General features: G+C 69.3%; 21 protein-coding genes and 1 riboswitch. Of the genes, 4 read left to right on the plus strand and 17 right to left on the minus strand.

Annotation, left to right across the window (positions count from 1 at the left end; genetic code table 11):
• Positions 1-11: 11 nt before the first annotated feature.
• Positions 12-206: a CbtB domain-containing protein gene (locus IM25_RS02310; RefSeq protein ID WP_006552982.1), complete on the minus strand. Its 195-nt coding sequence runs from the start codon at positions 204-206 to the stop codon at positions 12-14.
• Positions 207-238: 32 nt separating this feature from the next.
• Positions 239-381, minus strand: a riboswitch (cobalamin riboswitch).
• Between the two features lie 29 nt (positions 382-410).
• On the opposite strand from IM25_RS02310, the gene IM25_RS02315 reads away from it, so the two are divergent.
• Positions 411-959 (plus strand): histidine phosphatase family protein, encoded by a 549-nt coding sequence (locus tag IM25_RS02315; protein ID WP_065996454.1) that lies wholly within the window; start codon positions 411-413, stop codon positions 957-959.
• 1 nt (position 960) lies between these two features.
• Here the strand turns inward: IM25_RS02315 and IM25_RS02320 are convergent, their stop codons facing one another.
• The 3 genes from IM25_RS02320 to IM25_RS02330 form a co-directional block, all read right to left on the minus strand.
• Positions 961-1,890, minus strand: a complete 930-nt coding sequence (locus IM25_RS02320) for a cation diffusion facilitator family transporter (protein ID WP_019291053.1) — start codon at positions 1,888-1,890, stop codon at positions 961-963.
• An 85-nt stretch (positions 1,891-1,975) separates the two neighbouring features.
• Entirely contained in the window at positions 1,976-3,139 is a 1,164-nt protein-coding gene (locus IM25_RS02325) for an FUSC family protein (RefSeq protein ID WP_019291052.1), read from the minus strand.
• Between the two features lie 10 nt (positions 3,140-3,149).
• Positions 3,150-3,566: a DUF3151 domain-containing protein gene (locus IM25_RS02330; protein WP_006552986.1), complete on the minus strand. Its 417-nt coding sequence runs from the start codon at positions 3,564-3,566 to the stop codon at positions 3,150-3,152.
• A 274-nt stretch (positions 3,567-3,840) separates the two neighbouring features.
• Between IM25_RS02330 and IM25_RS02335 the strand changes: the two genes are divergently transcribed.
• Positions 3,841-4,680, plus strand: coding sequence for an Rv0361 family membrane protein (locus IM25_RS02335; protein WP_232333378.1), 840 nt, complete (start codon positions 3,841-3,843; stop codon positions 4,678-4,680).
• Between the two features lie 134 nt (positions 4,681-4,814).
• Here the strand turns inward: IM25_RS02335 and fbaA are convergent, their stop codons facing one another.
• Positions 4,815-5,849, minus strand: coding sequence for a class II fructose-bisphosphate aldolase (gene fbaA, locus IM25_RS02340; RefSeq protein ID WP_006552988.1), 1,035 nt, complete (start codon positions 5,847-5,849; stop codon positions 4,815-4,817).
• Between the two features lie 165 nt (positions 5,850-6,014).
• On the opposite strand from fbaA, the gene IM25_RS02345 reads away from it, so the two are divergent.
• Positions 6,015-6,752, plus strand: a complete 738-nt coding sequence (locus IM25_RS02345) for a VTT domain-containing protein (protein ID WP_024101889.1) — start codon at positions 6,015-6,017, stop codon at positions 6,750-6,752.
• A 72-nt stretch (positions 6,753-6,824) separates the two neighbouring features.
• Here IM25_RS02345 and IM25_RS02350 read toward each other — a convergent pair whose 3' ends face one another.
• From IM25_RS02350 to IM25_RS02365, 4 genes are all read right to left on the minus strand, one after another.
• Entirely contained in the window at positions 6,825-7,967 is a 1,143-nt protein-coding gene (locus IM25_RS02350) for a glycoside hydrolase family 76 protein (protein ID WP_065996455.1), read from the minus strand.
• Between the two features lie 77 nt (positions 7,968-8,044).
• Complete coding sequence (locus IM25_RS02355) at positions 8,045-8,731, minus strand: TrmH family RNA methyltransferase (protein ID WP_019291047.1); 687 nt, start codon at positions 8,729-8,731, stop codon at positions 8,045-8,047.
• Between the two features lie 2 nt (positions 8,732-8,733).
• The gene (locus IM25_RS02360; protein ID WP_065995711.1) at positions 8,734-9,342 is read right to left on the minus strand and encodes a hypothetical protein; all 609 of its coding nucleotides are present in this window, start codon (positions 9,340-9,342) and stop codon (positions 8,734-8,736) included.
• 59 nt (positions 9,343-9,401) lie between these two features.
• On the minus strand, positions 9,402-10,184 hold the full coding sequence (locus tag IM25_RS02365) for an SDR family oxidoreductase (RefSeq protein WP_033096219.1): 783 nt from the start codon (positions 10,182-10,184) through the stop codon (positions 9,402-9,404).
• A 67-nt stretch (positions 10,185-10,251) separates the two neighbouring features.
• Between IM25_RS02365 and IM25_RS02370 the strand changes: the two genes are divergently transcribed.
• Positions 10,252-10,692, plus strand: coding sequence for a hypothetical protein (locus IM25_RS02370; RefSeq protein WP_019291044.1), 441 nt, complete (start codon positions 10,252-10,254; stop codon positions 10,690-10,692).
• Here IM25_RS02370 and IM25_RS02375 read toward each other — a convergent pair.
• The 8 genes from IM25_RS02375 to IM25_RS02410 form a co-directional block, all read right to left on the minus strand.
• Entirely contained in the window at positions 10,683-11,411 is a 729-nt protein-coding gene (locus tag IM25_RS02375) for a lysoplasmalogenase family protein (RefSeq protein WP_033096220.1), read from the minus strand. The genes IM25_RS02370 and IM25_RS02375 overlap by 10 nt on opposite strands.
• A gap of 40 nt (positions 11,412-11,451) precedes the next feature.
• Positions 11,452-12,573, minus strand: coding sequence for a galactokinase (gene galK, locus IM25_RS02380; RefSeq protein ID WP_065995712.1), 1,122 nt, complete (start codon positions 12,571-12,573; stop codon positions 11,452-11,454).
• Positions 12,570-13,694 (minus strand): galactose-1-phosphate uridylyltransferase, encoded by a 1,125-nt coding sequence (galT, locus tag IM25_RS02385; protein ID WP_033096222.1) that lies wholly within the window; start codon positions 13,692-13,694, stop codon positions 12,570-12,572. Before galT ends, galK begins: the two co-directional genes overlap by 4 nt.
• Positions 13,695-13,698: 4 nt before the next feature.
• Complete coding sequence (gene pyrE, locus IM25_RS02390) at positions 13,699-14,238, minus strand: orotate phosphoribosyltransferase (RefSeq protein ID WP_006552999.1); 540 nt, start codon at positions 14,236-14,238, stop codon at positions 13,699-13,701.
• 86 nt (positions 14,239-14,324) lie between these two features.
• The gene (locus IM25_RS02395) at positions 14,325-14,912 is read right to left on the minus strand and encodes a LemA family protein (protein ID WP_033096380.1); all 588 of its coding nucleotides are present in this window, start codon (positions 14,910-14,912) and stop codon (positions 14,325-14,327) included.
• A 184-nt stretch (positions 14,913-15,096) separates the two neighbouring features.
• Positions 15,097-15,879 (minus strand): SDR family NAD(P)-dependent oxidoreductase, encoded by a 783-nt coding sequence (locus IM25_RS02400; protein WP_019291039.1) that lies wholly within the window; start codon positions 15,877-15,879, stop codon positions 15,097-15,099.
• A gap of 157 nt (positions 15,880-16,036) precedes the next feature.
• The gene (locus IM25_RS02405; RefSeq protein WP_019291038.1) at positions 16,037-16,696 is read right to left on the minus strand and encodes a hypothetical protein; all 660 of its coding nucleotides are present in this window, start codon (positions 16,694-16,696) and stop codon (positions 16,037-16,039) included.
• Between the two features lie 29 nt (positions 16,697-16,725).
• Positions 16,726-17,655, minus strand: a complete 930-nt coding sequence (locus IM25_RS02410; protein ID WP_033096223.1) for a hypothetical protein — start codon at positions 17,653-17,655, stop codon at positions 16,726-16,728.
• Positions 17,656-17,678 lie beyond the last annotated feature (23 nt).

Below are 17,678 nucleotides of genomic sequence, written 5' to 3' on the forward strand. Positions count from 1 at the left end.
GGTCCCCGTTCTCAATGGCACGGAAGACCGAGGAGGTGCCGGCCGTCGTGCATCAGTTCGTGCATGAACATGCCGGTGCGCGAGATCGCGCCCTGATCGAATCCGACCAGGTAGAGAACGAGAAAAGCCGCGACGATCACTGCGGCGAGAGCGACTGCGAGTGCGGCGGAGCCGAGCGACTCGTCGGGGGTATGGACAACAGCCATGACAATCCTCCTGGGATTTCGCGCCCCATTCGATTCCGTCATGTGCCGCGGGAGTTTTCTGGCTTCCGGAGATTTCGACATCTCCGGTTACAGTGGCGCGACCGCTCCGGCTTTCCACCGGATTGCCTACACCTCGGCACATCTTTACCGACGCACCTTCGCACCGGGCGTTGTGCGATGTCAAGCGGAGAGGACGTCCCTGCCGTGACCCGATTGTTCGTCGTCGCACACGCTTCCACGCGCGCGACGGAACAGGCCCGATTTCCGTGCGACGAACCGATCTCCGATCGGGGCCGCCGCGAACTCGGACGCCTCGCGGTGCCGGTCGTCGACCGGTGGGTATGTGCACCCGAGCGACGCGCGGTCGACACGGTCCACGCCTTCGGTGTCCCCGCCGAGATCGACTCCGCGCTGCGCGAGCTCGACTACGGCAGGTGGTGCGGGTCGGCGATGGGCGATGTGCCCGAGGGCGAGCTGGCGATGTGGCTGACCGAGCCGGCGGCCGCACCGCACGGCGGCGAGTCCGTCGAGGACCTCATCCGCCGGGTCGGCACCTGGCTGGCGGCACAGGACGACGGCTACGAACGGGTCGGGGTGGTGACACACCCGGCGGTCGTGCGAGCGGCGACGGTGTGCGCTCTCGACGCTCCGGCGGCGTCGTTCCGGAGGGTCGACGTGGGACCGCTGGACGTCGTCCGGCTCTACGGCGGGCCGGGGCGGGGGACTTTGCGGCCGAACCGATTCGCGCGGTGAGCTACCAGGTGACGTCCTTCTCGCACTGCTTGCCGTCGACTGTCGACTCCACCTGGACGGTGGCGTGCTCGAGCCCGTGCGACGACAGCGCGGTGCGCGCCGAGTCGAGGATCCACTGCGGGTCGTGGTCGCTGACGAGATGCACGGTCGCGACGTCCATGCCGGTGGTCAGCGTCCACACGTGCAGGTCGTGCACGCCGCACACGCCGGGCAGCGCGAGCAGGTCGGTGCGCAGCAGGTCGACGTCGAGATGCGCCGGCGAGGTCTGAGTGAGGATGCGCAGCGACTCGACGGCCAGTCGCAGGGCGCGCGGCACGACCCACAGGGAGATGAGCACACCGACGACGACGTCGGCCAGGCTCCAGCCGAAGATCATGACGAGTGCGCCCGCGATGAGGACGCCGACGGATCCGACGGCGTCGGCGAGCACCTCCATGTAGGCGCCGCGCACCGCGATGCTGTCCTTCGCGTCGGCCCGCAGCATGAGCATCACGACGATGTTGGCGGCCAGTCCCGCGAGGGCGGTGACGATCATGGGCAGGCCGGGAAGTTCGGGGGCGTCGCCGATGCGGTCGATCGCCTCGTAGAACACCCAGCCGGCGACGCCGAGCAGCAGCACCGCGTTGACCATCGCGGTGAGGACTTCGGCGCGATGCCAGCCGAAGGTGCGCGAGGCCGCGCTGCTCCCGCGTCGGGCGAGGATGAGGGCGACCATGCCCATGGACACCCCGACGACGTCGGTGAGCATGTGGCCCGCGTCGGCGAGCAGGGCGAGAGAACCGATCAGGAGACCGACGAACGCCTCCAGTACGAAGAACGCTCCGAGGATGCCCAACGCGAAGGCCATGCGCCGGATGACGGCGCGCGTGGGACCGGCGCCCTGACCGTGACCGTGGCCGACGCCGTGTGAGTGCCCGTGACCCGAACCCATCGAACTCCCTCTCCGAACCTCGGGCCATCGTATGCACGAATGCGCATATGTTTCAACGGCTACGTGCCCGGCGGGCTCGGAGGGCTTACTCGTCCGGGTGGTAGGCCGGATGTTCGACGGTGGATGGAAGGGTCGCGATCGCGGTGATCCGCTTGAGTCCGGCGGTCTGCAGCAGGTCGACGATCAGTGACCTCATCTGCGCGAACACCACCGTGGCCGACACTCCTGCCCCGGCGATGAGTTCGGGATCCATCTTCTTGGCGATGCTGCGCAGCACACGTGCAGCCTCGGCCTGGTCGGGCTGCTCCCCCGGCTCCGCGAGAACCATCTCGCGGAGCACGTCCACCGCATCGGCTACCTCGGCGAACAGCTGCACGAGCCGCGGATCAAGGATCTCGTCGTCGCGGACGAGGGTCAGCGACCGGCGCGCGAGCACGCGAATGTTGCGCATCGCGTGATCGATCGGGTCGGCGGCAGCCGTCAGGACCGCGAGACGCTTGCGGCTGTTCCAGTACAGCGGCGAGATCCGGCTGATCTCCCGACCGCCCTTGAGGTGGGTGCGCATCGAGTCGATCGCGGGCTGGGTGGCCCGCGCCTGCTTGAGGGCGTCCTCGATCGGTTTCGGGTTGTTCTCGACGTGCCCGGTCTCGACCTTCCTCAGGACCTCGCTCGCCGTGGCGAGGATCTCGGCGGCGTTGCGCCGGGCACGCCGCACCGGATGGGTGGGGATCATCGCGACGACCGCGATGCCCGTGAGACCCCCGACCAGGGCGTCGACCATCCGATCGGGCCCACCGGTGCCACCGGGTGGCAGCAGCGTCGCCACGAGCACCGCGGAGTTCCCGGCCTGCATCGCGAAGATCGGGCCGCTGTTCAACGCGACCGCCGTACTCATCGCGATGGTCACGACGAGCGCGATCTGCCACGGTCCGCTGCCGATCAGCGAGACGAGCAGGTCGCCCACGCCGATCCCGACGGTCACACCGCAGACGAGTTCGACGGAACGCCGCAATCGGGCGCCGAGACCGAGCCCGAGGGAGACGACTGCCGCGATGGGGGCGAAGAAGGGCTGTTGGTGCCCGACCAGATCCTTCGCGACCCACCACGCCAGGCCCGCCGCCAGCGCGCACTGCACGATCGGCAGCGCCGATGTGCGCAGCCGTTCGAACGAGTCGGTCAGGCGTTTACGAGCTCCCTGACGGGTGGGTCGACGCCGGGTCGCCGCGGACAGTCTGTTCAACACAGACATGTACGGGCGTCTATTCGACGCCGAGTTCTTCCGCTGCCCGCGGGTCGCAGTCCTCGAGCAGGTCCAGGCAGCGGGCGTGCTCGTCCGACTCACCGATGGTTCGGGCTGCCCGGGCCAGGACGGCGACGCAACGCAGGAAACCGCGGTTGGGTTCGTGGCTGTAGGGCACGGGACCGAAACCCTTCCAGCCGTTGCGGCGCAGCTGGTCGAGACCGCGGTGATATCCGGTGCGTGCGTAGGCGTATGCCTGGATCGTCTCGCCACTGTCGAGTGCGGCCTCGGCGAGGTACGCCCAGGCGATCGAGGCGGTGGGATGGTCGGCTGCGACCTTCGCCGGGTCCTCGTTGTTCAGCAGGGCCGACTCCGCGTCGTCGTCGCCGGGGAGAAGGGTGGGCTGCGGTCCGAGAAGATCACCGAAAGACGTCATGGGGTCATTGTGCCCTTCCGTGGCGAAGGCTCGATAGAGTCCCCGGGTAACCGCAGGCCGTCGAGCGAGGTGCAGCACGTTGTCGGACCCGAAGAACGAAGAGTCACCCGAGCAGACTTCGACGACCCCTTCTGTCGAGACACCGGACGAGAGTGCGGAAAACGAACCCCCTGTCGAGCCGGCGGCGACCGACGAAGCAGCCGCAGAAGAAGCGGTATCCGAGGATGCAGTGCCCCAGGATGCAGTGCCCCAGGATGCAGCGTCCCAGGATGCAGTGCCCGAGGATGCAGTGGGCGCGGGAACCGAGAAGGCCGACGAGCCGGCGGAGCAGGTCTCCGAGAAACCTGAGGAGCCGACCACCGATGCGGCGTCCTCGGGTGAGGACGCGAGCAGCGATGAGCCGGAACAGGCTGCAGACGAGAGCGTCACCACGGACGAGACCGTGGCGCTTCCCGTCGTCGAACCCGAGACCGTCGAGTCCCGCCCGACCCCCGAATCCGAGCCCGCGCCCGATGTCACCTCCGCCGATGCGCCCACGGTGCAGATCCCGGTCCGCAGCCACGTGCCGAAGGCGCCGCCGCAGCGCATCGCTCCGCGCCGTGAGGAACCGACGGTTCAGCCCGAGCCCGTCCGCGTCGCCGTCCAGCCCACGCCCACGCGCATCCCGCCGGCCCGCGACAAGAGCCGCGGTCGTCGGCTGATCGCTGCCGGAGCAGCGGCCGTGCTGGTGGTCGTGGCGATCGTCGCGGCCGGGGTGATCGTGTTCCTGAAGGACCGCGCCGACAACTCCCCCGAGAGCCGGATCCGCGCGAGCATCGACACCTTCGTCGGAGCACTCGAATCGGGCGACCTGGAGACTCTGCGGGAGTCGACCTGCGGAGCGCTCTCCGACTTCTACGAGACGGTCGATCCGGAGAACTTCCGCGACATCCACCGGCTCGCCGTCGAACAGGGCGAGATCCCGGTGGTGACGAGCGTCGATCGCATCCAGATCACCGAGGGCACCGCCATCGCGCAGGTCACCGCGCACACGGTGAACGATCCCGACGATGTCACCGACCGCACCTTCGACCTCACGCTCGACGGTGAGCAGTGGAAGGTCTGCAGCGAATAACGGGACGACAGCGACCACGAGTGTGCAGAAGTCGTCGTTCGCCCTCGGCGTGTCGCGAGGATTTCTGCACACCGTAGGGACGACGAAGGGGGCCGACGAGAACGTCGGCGCCCTTCTGGTATCGCGGTGGGGCCTTACTTGGCCGAGACCGAGCGTCCCGCCGACTTGAGGTCGTTGCAGGCCTCGATGACACGCTGCGTCATGGACGCCTCGGCCTTCTTGAGGTAGCTGCGCGGGTCGTAGGCCTTCTTGTTGCCGACCTCGCCGTCGATCTTGAGCACACCGTCGTAGTTGGTGAACATGTGTCCCGCGATCGGGCGGGTGAACGCGTACTGCGTGTCGGTGTCGACGTTCATCTTCACGACGCCGTAGCTCAGCGCCTCGTCGATCTCCGACTTCAGCGAGCCCGAACCGCCGTGGAAGACGAGGTCGAACGGCTTCGACCCCTCGGGCAGACCCAGCTTCTTCGACGCGGCGGCCTGGCCCTCGGCGAGGACGGACGGCTTGAGCTTGACGTTGCCCGGCTTGTAGACGCCGTGGACGTTGCCGAAGGTAGCGGCGAGCAGGTACTGGCCCTTGTCGGCGCCGAGCGCGTCGACGGTCTTCTCGAAGTCCTCGACCGTGGTGTAGAGCTTGTCGTTGATGGCGTTCTCGACGCCGTCCTCTTCACCGCCGACGACGCCGATCTCGATCTCGAGGATGATCTTCGCGGCCTTGGCGGCAGCGAGGAGTTCCTGCGCGATCTCGAGGTTCTCGTCGATCGGGATGGCCGAGCCGTCCCACATGTGCGACTGGAACAGCGGGTTCTGTCCGTTGTTCACGCGCTCCTGCGAGATCGCGATGAGCGGGCGGACGAAGCCGTCGAGCTTGTCCTTCGGGCAGTGGTCGGTGTGCAGAGCGATCGTCACGTCGTACTTCTCGGCGACGACGTGGGCGAACTCGGCGAGTGCCACGGCGCCGGTGACCATGTCCTTCACACCCAGGCCCGAGCCGAACTCGGCGCCACCGGTCGAGAACTGGATGATGCCGTCGCTGCCGGCGTCCGCAAAGCCCTTGATGGCGGCGTTGATCGTTTCGGACGACGTGCAGTTGATCGCCGGGAACGCGAAGGAGTGCTCCTTCGCGCGGGCGATCATCTCGGCGTAGACCTCGGGAGTCGCGATAGGCACAGCGGCTGTCCTCCAGATGAGAGTCGATCGGCACCCCACCGGGATGTGGTGGGTGCCCGGTTGTCCTTGCAGTATGTCAAGTGACACGTCCGTTCGATACTCGGGCCGTCCGGGGTGGGTGTCGGGATTCGGGGGGAGGTGGACGCCGCCGGTACCCTGGATCGCGTGACTGTGTTCGAAGCCTCGGAGTCCGTGACCAATCTGGCCCTGCTACCGGGGTTTCTGGATCCTGTCAATCTACTCAATTCGTTCGGTACCTGGATGCTCATCGGGTTGCTGCTCGTGGTGTTCATCGAATCCGGTCTGCTGTTCCCGCTGCTGCCCGGCGACTCGCTGCTGTTCACCGCGGGCCTGATCGCGGCGGCCAAGTCGGCGGAGGTCGAACCGTTCGCCCCGTTGTGGGTGCTGATGGTGACGATCCCCATCGCGGCGGTCCTCGGCGACCAGGTCGGCTATCTCATCGGCGCGAAGGGCGGAACCAGGCTGTTCAAGCCGGACTCGAAGCTCTTCAAGCAGGCCTACATCGACGAAGCGCACCGCTTCTTCCTGCGCCACGGACCCGCGATGATCTTCCTGGCACGTTTCGTGCCGATCGTGCGCACCTACGCCCCGCTCGTCGCGGGCGCCGCGAAGATGCCCTACCGCGTGTTCATCACCTACAACATCATCGGCGGCATCGTGTGGGGCGCCGGCGTAACGCTGCTCGGCTACCTGCTGGGACAGATCAGCTTCATCGCCGACAACATCGACATCATCTTCCTGGGCATCGTGTTCGTCTCGGTGATCCCGATCATCACGGAGGTCGGCAAGCGCGTGCTCAACTCGCGTCGTGCGGCCAAGAACGGTGAGGCGCCGGCCGCCGAGGCCGCGACGATGCCGATCAACCGCATCGAGAGCACGTAGGAACGAACCTGGCACCACAGAAGGTGGCTTCCGTCCGTCGAACGAACGGGTCGGAATCCACCTTCTTCCGTTTCAGGACCGCGAGGCCGCGACAGCGTAGGCCGCTTCCATGAGCATCCCCCCGCCGAGCTGCACCGACATGTCACGTTCGGCGACGGCCGACTCGCGGACGGTGCCGCCCGCGAACCGCGCGACCGAGGTGCCCAGGCCGGGTAGCCGCGCCTGCCGCGACCAGTCGCGGCCGAAGACCGGCAGCTCCTCGACCTGCAGCCGGTTCTCCCAGGCGGCCTCCGCCGACGCCAGCACGATCCGTGCCGCGACGTTGCGGGCGCGGATGTCGTCGCGGTCGACGACGGGCAGTGTCGTGGCGACCATCGCGAGGTAGCGGGCCAGGATCCCGTTGAACAGCCCCCCGTCGCCGCCTCCCCCGCCGGTGACGACGCTGCGCTCGGTGAGGTGATCGTCGACCGCGGCGACGAGCGCGTGGACCCTGCGGCGATGCCTGGAGTCGTCGAGTTGCAGGGCGAGCTCGGTCTCGAGGCCGAGCGTCACCCCCTGGCAGTAGCTGTAGATCGCGCGTTCGTGCACGCCATCACGGATGCCGTCCAGGACGAGACCCGTCTCGGGGTCGAGCAGCACGTCGTGGATCCAGTCGGCCATCTCCTCGGCGCGGTAGACCTTGCCGGTGCGGGCGAGCAGCAGCGCCGCCGGACCGTTCGCGGGGGCGTTGAAGAAGGTGTCCCGCCGGCGCCACGGGATGCCGCCGCCGCTCTCGGGTTGCCAGGCGTCGACGAGCTCGTCGACGAGGGTCGCGATCGCGCCGCGGTGGTCGACGTAGAGATGCCGTTCGGCCCGTTCGAGCGACAGGCCGAGCCACGCCATGTCGTCGTAGTAGTTGTTGGTCCAGCCGGTGAGGTTGCGGATGCGGTGGGTGCGTGCGAGCCGCACGACACGGCGCCGGCGGCGCGGGGTGGCGTCGCGCTCGGCGGCGTCGACGGCGGCGTCGATCAGGTGCGCCTGCCACCAGTAGTGCCAGGAGAGGAACAGTCGCTCACGTCGGACGGCGGGCCATCCGACCCCCCCGAGCGCGGTGCCGGGCAGTGCCCAGAGACGACGGATGTGCCGCGACACGATCGCACCCTCCGCGGCGTCGGCCCGCTCCGACCACCGGGCGGCCTCGACTCCGTCCGAACGCTGTCCTGCTGCGGTGTTCATCACCCTCCACACTGCCCGACCGGCGGCCGCCCCGACGACGGTCCGCGCGACTTTCATCCCGGATTGCGGGGCAGGTGTTACCAGGCGTCCGAGAAATCGGCGTGCTGCCGGATCCACGCGTGCATTGCGATCCCCGCGGCGACACCCGCGTTGATGGACCGCGTGGAGCCGAACTGGGCGATGGAGACCGTCATCGAGGCGACGTTGCGGGCCGCTTCGGTGACGCCGGGACCCTCCTGCCCGAACAGCAGCAGGCAGCGGCGCGGCAGGGTCGCCGTCTCCAACCGGACCGAGCCGGGGGTGTTGTCCACCGCGACGATCTCGAGGTCCTGTTCGGCCGCCCACGCGACGAGCGCGTCGACATCCGAGTGGTGGAGCAGGTGCTGGTAGCGGTCGGTGACCATCGCTCCGCGCCGATTCCATCGGCGTCGCCCGACGATGTGCACGGTGCCCACGGCGAACGCGTTGGCGGTGCGAACGACCGTCCCGATGTTCGCGTCGTGGGCGAAGTTCTCGATGGCGACGTGCAGCGGGTGCCGGCGACGGTCGATGTCCGCGACGATCGCCTCGCGGGTCCAGTAGCGGTAGGCGTCGACGACGTTGCGCCGGTCGCCGTGGGCGAGCAGCTCGGGGTCGTAGCGCGGGTCGGTGGGCGGCTCGGTGCCGAACTCCTCGATCCACGGTCCGACGCCGTGCGGGTGCTCCCCCCATTCGGTGGGGCCCGCCACGTCCTCGACGGCCGGTTCGGAATGCGTGTCGGTCACCGTCAGAACGTCTCGTTCGAACCTGCTGCGACGCGGAAACCGTGGCCGGTGGCGTCGTTGGTGCACGTCACGTCGGCTGCGGTGGTGGCGCACGTGTAGCCGAGCTGCGACAACGACGATCCCGGCGGCAGGACGGGGCTCGCCCCGTCGGGCGAGAGGGAGACCGGTCCGCCCGAGCACACGAACTCGCCTTCCCCGGAGTCCTGTACGCGGATGCCGAGTCCCCAGTTGACCATGCAGTCCTCGGGGCGCGGCGGGATCGGATGGGTCGGTCCTTCGCAGCCCGCCTCGGTGCGGGTGGGCAGCCGGACGATGCCGCATTCGAAGGTGCCGTCGGGGCTGCTGAAGTAGTACGACTCGTTGCGCTGGTACTCGACCTGCGCGAGCGGAGCCGGTTCCTCCGGGGAGGTCTCCGGCTCGGGAGCTGGTTCGGTCGTCGACGGGGTCGCCTCCTCGGTGGTGCTCGCAGCGACCGTCGTGGAGGGGGTCGTCGAGGCAGCCGCGGAGGTCGTCGTCGACGTCGCTCCGGAGTCGGCCTCCGGCCCGTCCGCGGAGCCTCCGCATCCTGCGACGAACAGTGCCACACCCGCGACGACTGCGACCGGCCACATCCGAATTCTCACGCAACACCCTTCCCGACGACGTGCGGGTGTCACTCTATCGAGCGGCGTCAGTGGCCGGTCAGGCGCCGGTTCACCAGGCGATTCATCCATCCGGGCGACACCTGGGCGAGCGTGGCGAGCACGGTCGCCTGCCGGCCCACGGGCCGATGCACCCGTCCCGAGCGCCGCGTGGGACGAGTCGCGTCGAACACCGCGCGGGCGACGTCGTCGGCGCCGAGGTTCACGCCCAGGGAGCGTCGCGAGCCGATGTCCATCCCGTCGACCATGTTCGTGTCGACGAACAGCGGCCACAACGCCTGCACCTTGATGTCATGGCGGGCCCACTCGAGTTCGAGTGCTTCGGTCAGGCCGCGCACCGCGAACTTGGTGGCGCTGTAGGTGGCGAGCTCGGGCTGTCCGTAGAGCGCCGACGCCGAGCACATGTTCACGATGTGCGCGCCGGGGGTGTCGCGGAGATACGGGAAGGCCGCGTGGCAGCCGAGGACGACACCGGTGACGTTGACGTCGACGAGCTGCCGGTGCCGGCTCGCCGGGGTGTCCTCGAACGGCCCGGACGACAGCAGCCCGGCGTTGTTGACGAGGACGTCGAGCCGGCCGTCGGTGCAGAACTCCTCGAGTACGCGGGTCCACGCGGAGGTGTCGGTGACGTCGAGGGCACCGGTGGCGATCTGCCCCGCGGTGACCGAGGCGCCCTCCTCGGCGAGGCTCGCGAGCCCCGCGGTGTCGATGTCGAAGGCGCCGACGCGGTAACCGTGACGGGCGAAGAACAGAGCTGTGGAGCGGCCGATACCGGCGGCGGCTCCGGTGATCACCACGCTGGGAGCAGACATGGCATCACCCTAGTCACGGGCGGGAGCCGACGGCGCACAGCGGGGATAGGCTGGGATCGGAGGAGCTGTGAATCGTCGTATCGTTGCCACCGTCGCGTTCGTCACCGTGGGATATGTCGTCGTTCTCGCGTTGTGGATGCACCTGTTCCTGCCGATCTCCGAACCCGGCACCGAGGGCTTCCAGGTGGTCTTCCTCGTCTGCCTGTACGGCACCGTGCTCGGTCTGTCGATGGCGCTCGCGGGTCGCCGCTCGAAGGTCATGCGCCGTATCGAACGCGAAGGGTACGAGGGATGGGCGACCATCCGTTCCGCGACCCCGCTCGATCTGACCTCGACCGGTCAGCTGACCCGGCTCGATCTCGAGCTCACGGTGCCCGGCTCGGAGTCCTATCGCGGCACGGTCGTCTACGAGGTCGACCGTCGCAACCTGCAGCGCTACGCGCCCGGGGAGGTCGTGAGCATCTGGGTGGACCCGCTCGACCGCGACCGGATCGTCCTCTATCCCTGACTGTTCCGGCTCGTGAGAGCAAGGAGCCCTTCCACGAGCAACAGCTGGGCCACGGTGTAGGTGGCGAGCACGAACCCTTCCGCTGCCGCGCGCATCTTCTCGTCCTTCAGGAGGGTGCGGCGCACCACGATCGATCCGTCGGACAGCGTGAAGATCAGGCCGCCGAGACCGAGCCGACTACGCCTGTCGGCACCCGGCACGGCCAGCCCTGCGCGCACTCGCGCACCGGGTGCGAGGGCGGGGTCTCCGGCAAGGATCGCAGTGGTGGCGAGCAGGGCGCCGTATCCGGTCAGCGGCGCGGCCACCGAGCGGTTGCGGGCGGCGAGCAGACCGGCCGCACCGGCCAGGGCACCGGCACGCTGCACCGCGACCGGCTTCGACACCCGCGCACCGCGCCGGACGAGGATGCTCGAGTAGGCGGTCTGCATGACACCGAAACAGGCTGCACCGCTCAGGATCCGGCGGTCCTCGTCGGAGCGGATCATGGCGATGTCACCGAGGGTGGCGGCTGCGAGACCTGCGACAAGCAGGGCGGTGTCGGCGCGATCGGTGTCGCGGGAGCGGCGCAGCACCCGCACGGCGAGCGCGGGTGCGATGAGCGGTTTGGCGATCTGCTGCAACTTCTCGTTCCCCGACACTCCCCCGACGACGGTGGCGGCCGAGGCCGCCGCGAACACCGCGTGCTCGACGCCCCACCTCTTGCGACTGAACCAACCCATGCGCGCACAGTACCCGGCTGCATCGATCGTCCCGCAAGCTTCAGCAGCGGCGCGCACCGCTGGACGCCGTGGCGCGCAGGAAGGTCGGCGCCGGCAGGTCGCGCTGCACAGCGGCGTCGGCGACGGCCTTCCGCACCGAGTCCACGCGGTCGTCCTCGCACAGCGCGATCGCCGCCCCGCCGAAACCGCCGCCCACCATCCGGGCGCCGAGTGCACCGGCAGCGACGGCCGCGTCGACTGCGGTGTCGAGTTCGAGGCAGCTGACCTCGAAGTCGTCGCGCAACGAGCGGTGCGACGCATCGAGCAATGGTCCGAGATCCCGGATCCGCCCTGCCCGCAACAACTCCGCAGCCTTCTGAACGCGGGCGATCTCGTCGATCACGTGCCGGGCGCGGCGACGTAGGACGGGATCGTCGATCAGGTCCGCCGACGAGGCGTCGCGCAAGCTCTCCACGCCGAGGAACCGGGTGGCGTCTTCGACCTCACGGCGACGCTGTCCGTACTGTCCGTCGGCGAGCTCGTGCCCGGTCCCGGTGTCGACGACCAGCACGGTCAGCCCGCGGGCTTCCGCGTCGAACGGGATGTGTTCGCTGCTGCCATCGGCGAAGTCGAGGAGCAGCGCGTGGCCCGGACGTGCGTGGAGGGCGATCCGCTGGTCGAGCCCACCGGTGGGGGCACCGGCGTAATCGTTCTCCGCGCGCACGCACGCCGCGGCGAGTCGATCACGGCCGTCGTCGCCGAGGGGCAGCCCGCACAGGTCGGCGAGCGCCACCGCGACCGACGTCTCGAGCGCCGCGGACGACGAGAGTCCCGCTCCGACGGGCACGTCCGACGCGACCGCGATGTCCGCACCGGTCAATCCCGGCGGGTCGAGCGTCCAGATCACGCCGGCGACGTAGGCGGCCCAACCGTCGACGTGCCGGTCGCGCAGATCCAGGTCGACGCCGTCGAAACCGGAACTGCGCACGCGCAGTACATGATCGGAGCGCCGACGCACCGCGACGACGGTGATCTGCGGGATCGCCATCGGCAGACACAGACCCCCGGCGTAGTCGACGTGCTCGCCGATGAGATTGACGCGCCCGGGGGCGCACCAGCAGCCCTCGGGTTCGGTGCCGAACTCGGTCGCGAACAGTGCGCGTGCGGTCTCTGCGAGCGTCATGGCGCCACCTCACGCAGGCGTTCGGCGATCCGTTCGGGGGTGGTGTCGCTGATCCACGCGCCCATCGCGGATTCGGACCCTGCGAGATATTTCAGCTTGTCCGGGGCCCGCCGCAACGAGAAGATCTGGCAGAACAGCCGCATGTCCCCGCGAGGTGCACCGACCGGCGCCTGGTGCCAGGCAGCGATGTAGGGGGCGCGGTCGACGCCGGGGAAGAACCGGTCGACGCGGCCGAGAAGGTCGCGCTGGACGGCGGCGAGTTCGTCGCGTTCGTGTTCGTCGAGGGCGGCGAGATCCGGGATGTCGCGGTGCGGGACGAGGTGCACCTCGACGGGCCAGCGTGCCGCGGCGGGGACATAGGCCGACCACGCGTCGCCGGAGACCACCAGTCGGGTGCCCGCGCGTCGTTCGGCGTCGAGGATGGCGCCCTGCAGCGACCTGCCGGTCCGCTGCCGATACTCACGGGCGCGGTCGAGCAGGGCGCGTGAGCGCGGTGGGACGAACGGGTAGGCGTAGATCTGCCCGTGTGGATGTTGCAGTGTCACACCGATTTCCACGCCGCGATTCTCGAAGCAGAAGACCTGCTCGACATCCGGTTGCTTCGACAGCGCGGCGGTGCGGGCGGCGAGCGCATCGATGACGGTGCGCGCCCGCCGCACGGAGAGGTCGGCGAATCGGGCGTCGTGGTCGGGGGTGAACGCGACGACCTCGCAGCGGCCGGTCGCCGGTCGTCGCGGCCACAGACCTTCGTCGTCGACGAGATCCTCACCGGCCGACGGCGCCCCGAGCGACGGAAAACGGTTCTCGAACACGACGACGTCGTAGTCGTCGGCCGGGATCTCGGTACACACGTCCGCCCTGCTCGGGCACAGCGGGCAGTCGACGGCCGACGGCAGGAAGGTGCGGTCCATGCGGTGGGCCGCGAAGGTGACCCACTCCCCCGTCAGCGGGTCGCCGCGCATCTCGGAGGTCGCCGCGACCGGCGGCAGGTCGCGGCGGTCGCGGAGGTCGCGGAGGTCGCGGGTCGCGGCACCGGAGACGAACGGCTCGGTGTCGTCGAAATAGATCAGTTCCCGGCCGTCCGCGAGATGCGTGACGGTCTGCCGGACCCGCGCCCCCACGCGGCTACTTGTCGTCCAGACCCAGGTCGGCGAGGCCGAGCAGGGAACGGTACTCGACGCCCTCGGCGGCGATGACCTCGTCGGCGCCGGTCGCGCGGTCGACGACCGTCGCGACACCCACGACGATCGCGCCGGCATCGCGCAGCGCCTTGACGGCGGTGAGCGGCGAGTTGCCGGTGGTGGTGGTGTCCTCGACGACGAGCACGCGCTTGCCGGTGACGTCCGGTCCCTCGATCTGCCGCTGCATGCCGTGGGCCTTGGCGGCCTTGCGGACGACGAAGGCGTCGATGGGCCGGCCGGGGGCGTGCATGACGGCGAGGGCGACGGGGTCGGCACCCATGGTCAGGCCTCCGACGGCGTCGAAGTCCCAGTCGGAGACGAGTTCGCGTAGGAGCGTGCCGATGAGCGGGCCGGCCTTGTGGTGCAAGGTCGCGCGGCGCAGGTCGACGTAGTAGTCGGCTTCCTTACCGGACGACAGGGTCACGCGGCCGTGTACCACCGCCAGCTCGCGTACCAGTGCTGCCAGTTCGTCGCGGTCACTCATTGCGTCCTCACCCGTCGTTCGGCGGCGCGACGCCGGTGCGGTCGCGCTCGTGTCGGGGAACGAGCCTAGTCGCTGCGGGTCGCAGGTCAGGCAGCGACGGTGTCGGAGGTCGCCTCGGACTCCGACCGGACGTCGTTCTCGACAACCTTCGCATCGACGGTCTCGTGCCTGCGGGCCGGCTCGGATGCGGCGACGGGCGCGGGCGCCTCGAACAGCACGACAGGTCCGACGGCCGCGAGCTTCGCGAACAGCGAGGTGGGGAATCCGCCGACCGCGGTGTTCAGTGCGCCACCGAGGTCGTTGTGTACGCGGACGGCTCCGGCGATGCGCTGCTCGCGGGTCTGCAGTTCCCGGGCGACCCGGATGAACGGCCAGTGGTTGACCCCTCCGAGTCCACCGATCAGCTCGTGGAGCGTCGCCGACAGCGCGTTCTCCGCACCGGCGCGTTCGGTGAGACCCAGGCGCTGGTCGCGCACACCGATGGCGAGCGAGCGGGCGCCGACGACGGGCCGGATGCGCTCACGTTCTACACCGGCGCCGGCCGACGCCGCGATGAGCGCGGGCACGAGATCGTAGCGGTCGTCGAGTTCGTGGAGGAGCAGGCGCAGGCTCTCCCGGTGGCGTTGCTGCAACGTCCGAAGACGGCGCACGCCTGCGCGCAACCACAGCACCACCGCAACCACGACAGCAACACAGAGCACCACAGCCACAGACGTCACGCGCAGAAATGTACCGAGCGCACGAACCGCGTCGAAGACTGCACCCGGCGTGTCCTGCGCGGTGTATCCGTACCGTGATCTGGCAACGCCCGCCGTCAGTTCGTCCGTGGCGATCGGGTGCTGTCGCGGCCGCAGCCGATCAGGTCCGGCCGCGACCGTTGCCGAAGGTGTTGGTCAGCTTCCGCACGAGGTTCTGCGGCACCAGTCGTCCCGCCGTGGCGAGCACCTTGTACTGCAGCCCCGGAATGCTGCGGACCTTGCCCTTGTCGAGGTCGGCGAGCGAAGTGCGCACCACCTCGTCGACGTCGAGCCACATCAGGTTCGGGGTGGACGACATGTCGATCCCGGCACGCTGATGGAACTCGGTACGCACGAAGCCGGGGCACAGTGCCTGCACCCGCACGCCCGTGCCGGCGAGGCCACCGGCCAGCCCTTCGGTGAACGACACGACATAGGCCTTGCTGCCGGAGTAGGTGGAACCGCGACCGGGCAGCAGACCGGCCACGCTCGCGACGTTGACGATGTCGCCCCTGCCCGCCTCGATCATCGACGGGAGCGCGGCACGGGTGAACGCGACGACCGAGGTGACGTTGACGTCGAGCTGCGCCTGCAGCAGGCCCGGATCGGCGGTCCAGAACTCGCCGGTCGTGCCGAAGCCGGCGTTGTTGACGAGCATCTCGACACCGCGACCGAGGCGTTCGACGACGAGATCGCGACCGTCGACGGCCGCCAGATCGGCGACGATGATCTCCGATGCCGCCCCGAACTTCTGCTTCAGCTCGGCGGCGAGTTCGTCGAGGGCGGGACGGGTGCGGGCGACGAGCACGAGGTCGTAACCGCGACTCGCGAGAGTGCGGGCGAAACCCGCACCGATTCCCGAGGTGGGTCCGGTCACGAGCGCGACGGGGCGGACGGAAGTCATGGCCGCCACACTAACGACACGCGACGCGCGCGACCACCTCCCGAGGATCTACCTCAGTGACAATTCTCGGCGTTTCGCCGCAGTGACAATTCTCGGCGTTCCGCCTCAGTGACAATTCTCGGCGTTTCGCCTCAGTGACAATTCTCGGCGTTCCGCCTCAGTGACGGGCGGAGGGCCGGCCCGGATCCTGCGAACCCCGGTCCAGTTCCTCGGGTTCCACGACGGGCGGCAGCACGTGGAGGATGCCCGACAAACGCGCGACGGTCTCGATGGCCGAGTCCCATTGGCGTCCGGAGCTGCCGACGGGGATCGAGCCGAGCGTCCACTCGCCTTCGCTCCACAGCATCTGTACGTGGTCGGGGATGGACTCGGTGAACGCGACCATCCGCTGGTCGCACACGCGTCGCGCGATCTCGAGGTCGGTGGCGAAGACGATGCGCGGGCCGATCGAACCGAGCAGGTTCATGTCGGGGTCCTTCGGCGGCGGCGTCGACTTGAGCCGCAGATCGATGTCGACGTCGGAGCCGACCTTGCGCCGGACCGCGATGATCGTCGCGGTCTCCTCGATGTCGAACAGGACGAACTCCTCGCCGCGGCGAACCCCACGGACGATGTCGATCGCGCCGAGATATTCCTGCTTGGCGAGCGCCGCGCGGTGCCAGGTGGACGGCAGGTGGTCCTCGGCGGAGGTGTACTTGTAGCCCTGCGCTTTGGCCCAGATCTCCCGGATACGACCCGACTGTTCTCGCCGCGTCCGGTCGACGTAGAGCAGCGCGACCGCACCCAGCAGTGCGACCGCGGCCAGAGAGAACCACATGGCAGTCATCGTCGAGTCAGCCTAGCGGGTCAGCGGCCCGAACCACCGAAGGATGGGAGGGACGCGCTGACGACGGTCTCGGCGGTCATCCGTCCCTGCTCGACGGCACTGCCGGTCGCCACGGCGGTCGCTCCGACCTCGAGGCTGTCGGCGGTGTCGCCGGTCAGGGTGATGATCTCGGTGTCGGGGGTGAGGACGACGGTGACCGTCGAACCACCGATGACGCCGAGGGTGATGCTGCCGCCGTCGTTAGCGGTGATCGTGCCCACGACCGCGCCCGCGTCGCCCATGACCTCGCCGAGTCCGCCGGGGATCCGGTCGAGCGGCAGTCCCGGTGTGGTCGGTTCGGGTGCCGGCGGGAGAGTCGCCGTCGACGGGGGCGCGACGGTGGCCGGGGCGCGATCCGACGCGACCCGCGAGGTGGAGTCGTCGGGCCGGCTGAGCAGGAACCCGATGGTGCCGCCGAGCGCGATGAGGACCACCGCGGCGAGCGTGATCAGTCCCCAGCGCGGGCCGCGCGGCTTCCCGGCATCCGTGCCGGGCGCCGGACCCGTGGGTGGCTGCCCGGGGATTCCGTGCCCCCGCGTTCCCGGTCCCGGGTTCATCGCCGTCTGCGGGTTACCGGGGTCGTATCCGGGGAGCACCTGTGTGGGCTGATAGCCGTGCGGGGGCGGGTAGCCCGGCTGAGGCGGATACGGCTGTTGCGACGGAGGACCCTGTTGCGACGGAGGACCCTGAAGGGAGGGATAGGCCTGGGTGGGCTGGTACTCGCTCCCCTGCGCGCCCCACTGCTCGTAGCGGGTGTACGCGACCGTCGGGTTGGTGACCGGCCGCCCGTACGCCTCGGTCGCGTCGTCGGTGTGCAGCACGCGGGTCGCGTCGGGGTCCGTCCCGTTCGACGACTCGTCGAGTGCGTAGGCCCGTTCCTGCGGGGTGCGCGGATCCTGGGGATTCTTCATAGCGCCTTCCAGAGTAGGCGCGC

The sequence above is a fragment of the Rhodococcus sp. p52 genome, from assembly GCF_000763325.2.
In the GTDB taxonomy this organism is placed as follows: Bacteria; Actinomycetota; Actinomycetes; order Mycobacteriales; family Mycobacteriaceae; genus Rhodococcus; species Rhodococcus pyridinivorans.